This window comes from Kineococcus siccus (genome assembly GCF_009906795.1).
Lineage (GTDB): Bacteria > Actinomycetota > Actinomycetes > Actinomycetales > Kineococcaceae > Kineococcus > Kineococcus siccus.
This window is the reverse complement of the sequence record NZ_JAAALN010000223.1, coordinates 1-6,589: the sequence shown is the minus strand read 5'-3', so window position 1 is coordinate 6,589 and position 6,589 is coordinate 1. Positions and strand designations below refer to the sequence as shown.

The 6,589-nt window shown below is 75.7% G+C and carries 5 protein-coding genes; 3 read left to right on the top strand and 2 right to left on the bottom strand.

Annotation, left to right across the window (positions count from 1 at the left end; genetic code table 11):
* Together GTR02_RS18460 and rsmI are read right to left on the bottom strand one after the other, a co-directional pair.
* Nucleotides 1–1,453: glycosyltransferase (locus GTR02_RS18460; protein WP_166608951.1), on the bottom strand; the 1,453-nt coding region annotated here is incomplete at its 3' end.
* Nucleotides 1,454–1,625: 172 nt separating this feature from the next.
* The gene (gene rsmI, locus GTR02_RS18455; RefSeq protein ID WP_166608950.1) at nucleotides 1,626–2,522 is read right to left on the bottom strand and encodes a 16S rRNA (cytidine(1402)-2'-O)-methyltransferase; all 897 of its coding nucleotides are present in this window, start codon (nucleotides 2,520–2,522) and stop codon (nucleotides 1,626–1,628) included.
* 106 nt (nucleotides 2,523–2,628) lie between these two features.
* Between rsmI and GTR02_RS18450 the strand changes: the two genes are divergently transcribed.
* The 3 genes from GTR02_RS18450 to GTR02_RS18440 all read left to right on the top strand — a co-directional run.
* Nucleotides 2,629–4,254, top strand: coding sequence for a phospholipid carrier-dependent glycosyltransferase (locus GTR02_RS18450; RefSeq protein ID WP_166608949.1), 1,626 nt, complete (start codon nucleotides 2,629–2,631; stop codon nucleotides 4,252–4,254).
* Nucleotides 4,255–4,323: 69 nt separating this feature from the next.
* Complete coding sequence (locus GTR02_RS18445) at nucleotides 4,324–5,193, top strand: beta-1,6-N-acetylglucosaminyltransferase (RefSeq protein ID WP_166608948.1); 870 nt, start codon at nucleotides 4,324–4,326, stop codon at nucleotides 5,191–5,193.
* A 279-nt stretch (nucleotides 5,194–5,472) separates the two neighbouring features.
* On the top strand, nucleotides 5,473–6,589 hold a 1,117-nt coding region (locus GTR02_RS18440; RefSeq protein ID WP_166608947.1), incomplete at its 3' end, for a hypothetical protein.

Genomic DNA, 6,589 nt, shown 5'->3' with positions numbered 1-6,589 from the left:
GGGCCGACGGCTGCGCCGGGTGCAGCGCCTGCTGCTGCCCGGCCTGCACCTGCGCCCGCCGGTAGTAGCGGCCCAGCACCGCGTCGAGCGCACCGCGGCTGTCGGCGGCCACGAGCCGCGGCGGGTACATCTGCGGCCACACGAGGCTGCGGACGTGCGCGCGCGGGTAGTGGCGCAGGAACCACGTGGCGCTGAAGCGCGTCATCGCCCGGGTCTGCACGGCCCCGTAGTTCCGCCCCGCGCCCGTGAAGATGCTGTAGGAGCCGGTCCCGTTGCCCCGCAGCTGACGGCGCAGCTCGTCCAGGCCCGCGCGGTGCCGGTGCAGGACGACCGCGGCGGGGTCGTAGGCGACGAGGCCACCGGCCGCGAGGACGCGGAAGTACAGCTCGAGGTCGCCTCCCCCGCCCGTGGGCGTCCCGACGTCCAGCGCGGTGTCGAAACCCCCCAGGGCGAGGACCTCCTCGCGGCGCACCGCGGTGTTCGCCCCCGTCCCGGCGTCCCCCGTGCCCGGCTGCCGGCGGGCCGCGACCTCCCCCGCGTCGACGGCGACGGAGAACCACCGGCGGGCGTACCCGCGGCCGAAACCCCCGACGGCCTCGAACATCACCTGCGCGGGCGTGGCGAACTCGGCGGGCGCCACCAGTCCCGTGACCACGAGCGCCCCGGGTTCGTCCTCGAACGCGACGGCCAGCCGGCGGACCCAGTCGGGGTCGACCAGCACGTCGTCGTCGGCGAACGCGACGATCGGCGTGCGCGCCTCGAGCAGCGCGCGGTTGCGGGCCCAGTCCAGCCCCGCGCGGGGTTCGCGCACGCAGCGGACGCCGAACTCGGCGGCCACCTGCCGCGTGCGGTCGTCCCGCGAGGCGTTGTCGACGACGAGCACCTCGCCGGCGCCGCCGCGCAGCCGGGCGATCGCCGCCAGGCAGCGCCGCAGGTCCTCGGGCCGGTCGCGCGTGCAGACCGCGACGGTGACCGCGGCGGTGTCGGGCTCGCGCACGGGGTGGGGCACGGCCCGCAGGCCCTGCTCCAGCGCCAGGGGCAGGCCGCCGGGGGACGCGAGGGCGTCGGCGAGCAGGTGCGTCAGCACCTGCCGCTCGCACGCCCGCGCCGCGCGGGCCGGCAACCCGCGCAGCACCAGCGCCGGGTCGCCGGGGACCGTGAGGTCGCCCACGGGGACGCCGTGGAAGCGGACCAGGGCGTGCACGCCCTCGGCCGGGCCGGCCGGCGGCGTGAGCGGCGGGCGCAGCGTCGCGGTCGCGGTGTCGAGGTCGACGTCGGCGACCGCGAGGCAGCGGTAGCGGCGCCGCGCCCCCGGCGGGCGGTAGCGGTCCATCCCGGCGGGGTAGGCGACGGTGGCGACCGCCTGCTGCAGGACCGCGCGGGCCACGCGGCGGGTGGTGCGGACGGCGCGGGCCCCCCGGTCCGGCGACAGCGGCCGGACGACGTCGCTCACGCGGCGCGGGACGTGAGGGCGGTGGCGGACGGCGCCCGTCCGGGACGGTCGGGGCGGATCGGCACGAGCGGCTCCCTCGGGGTGACCGGTGGCACCACCGGCGCGGTGAGCCGCGGGGCGGCGGCGGCGCCAGAGTAACCACGCGGTCACACCCGCCGCGGCGCGTTCACCCTCACTCGGCCCGGCGACGCACGGCCAGGTCGTAGAGCTCCCGCTTGGCCACCCCGCTGCGCTGGGCGACGGCGGCGGCCGCGTCCTTCAGGCGCTCCCCGTCCTCGACGCGCAGCAGCACCTCGCGGACGAGGGCCGCCGGGTCGGCGTCGCCGCCCGTCGCGGCCGGGGCCCCCGCGACGACGAGGCAGACCTCCCCGCGCACCTCGCGCTCCGCGGCCCAGGCCGCCAGCTCCCCGAGCGGGGCGCGCACGACCTCCTCGTAGGTCTTGGTGAGCTCCCGGCACACCGCGGCCGGCCGCTCGGCCCCGAAGCCCTCGGCCATGGCCTGCAGCGTCGCGGCCGTGCGGTGCGGGGACTCGAAGAAGACCAGCGTGCGCCGCTCGTCGGCGAGCCCCGCGAAGGCCCGGGCCCGCTCGCCGGGCTTGCGCGGCGCGAAGCCCTCGAAGGCGAACCGGTCGCTGGGCAGCCCCGACAGCGCGAGCGCCGTCAGCACGGCCGACGGCCCGGGCAGCGCGGTCACCGCGAGGCCGGCCTCGCCGCACGCGCGGACCAGGCGGTATCCGGGGTCGGAGACCGACGGCATCCCCGCGTCGGTGACCAGCAGCACCGTGTGCCCGGCCTGCACCGCGGCGACGAGGTCGGCCGTGCGGGTGTCCTCGTTGTGCTCGTGGTAGCTCGTCACGCGGCCCGCGGGCGTCACGCCCAGCGCCGCGCACAGCCGGTGCAGCCGCCGCGTGTCCTCCGCGGCGACGACGTCGGCCCCGGCGAGCGCCGCCAGCAGCCGCGGCGAGGCGTCCCCGGGGTTGCCGATCGGGGTGCAGCCGAGCACCAGCCGGCCGCCGCCGCCGGCCGCGGGGGCCGGCTCGGCCAGTGGGGAGGACGCGTCGGAGCTCACGCGCCGATGCTCTCAGCCCGCGCCGACCGCGCTCGCCCGGCGGGCGCACCTACGATGGCGGGCGTGATCGTGAGCAAGAGGAACGCTGCGTGACGGGCTCGGCGCGGTGACCGCGACGCGCGTGCGCGAGCGGCCGCCCGCGACGGCGCGGGAGCGGCTGCTCGGCGGCAGCTCCGAGATCGACGGCGAGTCCTGGCGCCGGGCGTGGCTGCCGCTGCTGCTGGTGACGGCCGTCGGCGGGTTCCTGCGGTTCTTCCAGCTCGGCCGCCCGCACCAGCTCGTCTTCGACGAGACCTACTACGTCAAGCAGGCCTACTCGCTGCTGCGCTACGGCATCGAGCGGCGCACCGACGGGGCGATCGCGAAGCCCGACGAGCTGTTCACGCAGGGCACGCCGGACGTCTTCGGCACCACGGGCGACTTCGTCGTCCACCCGCCCGTGGGCAAGTGGATGATCGCCGTGGGCGAGCACCTGTTCGGCATCGACTCCTCGTTCGGGTGGCGGTTCTCCGCCGCCGTGATCGGCACCCTGTCGATCCTCGTCCTCGGGCGGCTGGCCCGGCGCCTGTTCCGCTCGACCCTGCTCGGCGTGACCGCGGCCGTCCTGCTGTCCGTCGAGGGCGAGCACTTCGTCGAGAGCCGCACGAGCCTGCTCGACATCTTCCTCATGTGGTGGGTCCTGGTCGCCTTCACGTGCCTGGTCGTCGACCGCGACCACGCCCGGGCCCGCCTCGCCGACCGGGTCGACGCGCTCGCCGGCGCCCCCCTGGGCACCCTCGGGCCGCGGATCGGCCTGCGCCCGTGGCGCCTCGCGGCCGGGGTCAGCCTGGGCCTGGCCTGCGGGGTGAAGTGGTCCGGGCTGTACGTGCTGGCGTTCTTCGGGCTGATGACCGTGCTCTGGGACGCCGGCGCCCGCCGCGCGCTCGGCGTCCGCCCCTGGTTCGCGGCCACGGTCCGGCGCGACGGCATCGGCGCCTTCTGCTCGCTGGTCCCCGTCGCGGTGGTCGTCTACGTCGCCAGCTGGGCGGGCTGGTTCGCGACCAGCGACGGCTACGACCGGCAGTGGGGCGCGCAGAACCCGGCGACGGGGGCCGCGGGTCTCCTGCCCGACGCCCTGCGCAGCCTCGTGCAGTACCACCGGGAGGCCTACCGCTTCCACGTCGGCCTCACGACCCCGCACCCCTACTCCGCGAACCCGTGGTCGTGGCTGGTGCAGGGCCGCCCCACCTCCTTCTTCTACGAGTCCAAGGTGCGCGGCCAGGAGGGCTGCGACGTCGACGCCTGCTCCAAGGCGATCACCTCCCTCGGCACGCCGGTGCTGTGGTGGGCGGGGGCGCTCGCGCTGGTCGTCGTGCTGTTCTGCTGGGCCCTGCGCCGCGACTGGCGGGCCGGGGCGATCCTCTGCGCGCTGGCAGCCGGGTACCTGCCCTGGTTCCAGTACCAGCAGCGGACGATCTTCACGTTCTACTCCGTCGTCTTCGTGCCCTTCCTCGTGCTGGCGCTCGTCTACGTCCTCGGCCTCGTCCTGGGCCCGGACCCCGGCACCGCGGTGCTGCGCGCCGGGGTGAGCGCCGAGGCCGCCGTGCGGCGCCGGCGCTGGGGGGCGCTCGTCGCCGGGCTGGTCGTCGTGGCCTGCGTGGCGTGCTTCGCGTTCTTCTGGCCGATCTACACCGCGCAGGTGATCCCCTACTCCGCCTGGCAGCGGCGGATGTGGCTGCCCAGCTGGGTCTGAGCGCGGACCGCAGGCGCCGGTGCCCCGCGGTCCTCGCCAGCGCGCGAGGACGCGTGCCACCATCCAGCCGTGCAGGTGACCTACCTCGTCCTCGTCCACCAGCAGCCGCGGCAGCTGGCGGCGCTGCTCGACCTCCTGGTCGCGGACGGGGACCGGGCCCTCGTGCACGTCGACGCGCGCGCCGGGGACGAGGAGTTCCGGGTCGCCACCGCGCACCTCGCCGACCGCGTGCGGTTCACCCGTGACCGGCACCGCGTGACGTGGGGCGGCTTCGGCGCGGTGGCGGCGACGACGTCGGCCCTGCGCCAGGCCGTGGCCGAGGTGCCCGGCGACTACTACGCCCTCGTCAGCGGCGCGGACCTGCCGATCAAGCCGGTGGCGGCCCTGCACGCCGAGCTGGCCTCGGGCGCGGTCTACATGTCCTGCAACCCCATGCCGTCCCCGGAGACCGGGAAGCCGATGTCCCGGCTGGAGCGGTGGAACCTCACCAGCGCGCGGCCGCACAGCCGCCTCGTCTACCGGCTCAACCGCCACGTCGTGCACCGGCTGCCGCGCCGCGACGTGCGGCGCGCCCTCGGCGGGGCGCGGCCCCACGCGGGCTCGCAGTGGTGGCTCGTGCCGCACGCGTGCGCGGAGGAGCTGCTCGCGTTCATCGACCGCTCGCCCCGCTTCGTGCGCTTCTTCCACCACGCGCAGGTGCCCGACGAGATGTTCTTCCAGACCGTGCTGATGGCCCTGCCGCACGCCTACGACGTCCGCGGGAACCTCACGCACACGCGGTGGACCGGTGACCTGGCCGGGCGGACGAGCCCCGCGACCCTGCACGTCGAGGACCTCGGGGAGCTGGCGCGCAGCCCCCGCTACTTCGCCCGCAAGTTCGACCACGCGGCCGATCCCGCGGTCTACGAGGCGGTCCGCACGCAGCTGCTCGCCCGCTGAGGACCCGGCCGCGCCGGGCGCCACGTCACGTCGCGTGCCGGGAACCCCCTGCGCCGCCGCACGGGTGGCTGCGTCCGTCACGTCCGGTCACGGTGACCTGGGGCTCCGTGCGGGTCAGGCCCCACCGTCGTTCAGGAGGGGTTTGCCGCACACCACGTGACCACGGGGGCCCGAAACGACCCGCAGGAGTGACACTGCCGGGCCCGCGGTGAAGGCCCCGGGGTGCGGGACCGATGCGGTGGGAGTTGCCGCACCCCTCCCAGCCCCAGGAGCCTCCCCGTGGTCCGAAACCGCCTCACCGCCGCCGTCGTCGCCGTCGCGTCCTGCCTCGCCTCCGTGGTGGTCGGCGGCGCTGCGGCGCAGGCGGCCCCCGTGCGGTCGTCGTTCCTCGGCGACGTCCTCCCGGCCGTCACGACCGTGGACAACGAGATGCCCGCGGGTGGGTTCTTCTCCCCCGGGACCGCGTGGAAGCTCGACACCCGGACCGCCCCGCTGCACGAGAACTCCGCGGGCATGGTGCAGAACGTGGTGGAGCAGACGGCGAAGTACTACGGCGGGGTCGCAGCCTTCAACGCCTACCAGTACAGCACCAGCATCTACACCGTGCCGGCGGACCAGCCGCGCGTGGACGTGCAGTGGAACAACTGCCAGAAGAAGAACTACACGCCCATCGGGCTGCTGGGTGAGGGCGGCCAGTTCTCGCAGGTCCCGATCCCCGCGAACGCCGTGCCCGCGAAGGGCACCGACGCCCAGCTCACCGTCTACTCCCCCTCGACCGACCAGCTCTGGGAGTTCTGGGTCACGACGAAGACGAACGGCGTCTGGTCGGCGTGCTGGGGCGGCCGCATCGACGGCGTCTCCCGCAGCGAGGGCTACTTCCGCAACACCTTCGGCGCCAGCGCGAGCGGTCTGGCCCTCGCGGGCGGGACCATCGGCATCCGCGACGTCGAGGCCGGGGTCATCGACCACGCCCTGGCGCTGCACCTCTCGGCCCCCGGCATGGCGAGCGAGTTCAGCTACCCGGCGCAGCGCAGCGACGGTTTCGACACCTCCGTCAACCGCGTCCCCGAGGGCACCCGGCTGCGGCTGGACCCCTCGATCAACGTCGACGCCCTGCCGATGCACCGCATCGCGAAGATGGTGGCCAAGGCCGCGCAGAAGTACGGGTTCATCGTGACCGACAAGGCCGGCTGCACCGCGGTCGTGGCCGAGAGCCCCGCCGCCGCGATCGCCGCGACGGGCATCGACCCGTGGAAGGCGCTCATGGGCACCACGCCGGACTACAACATCATGCGGAACTTCCCCTGGGCCTCGCTGCAGGCCCTGCCCAAGGACCACGGCAAGCCGGTCGTGTCGGACGGGACCGCTGCCCCCACGCCCACCCCGACGCCCACCC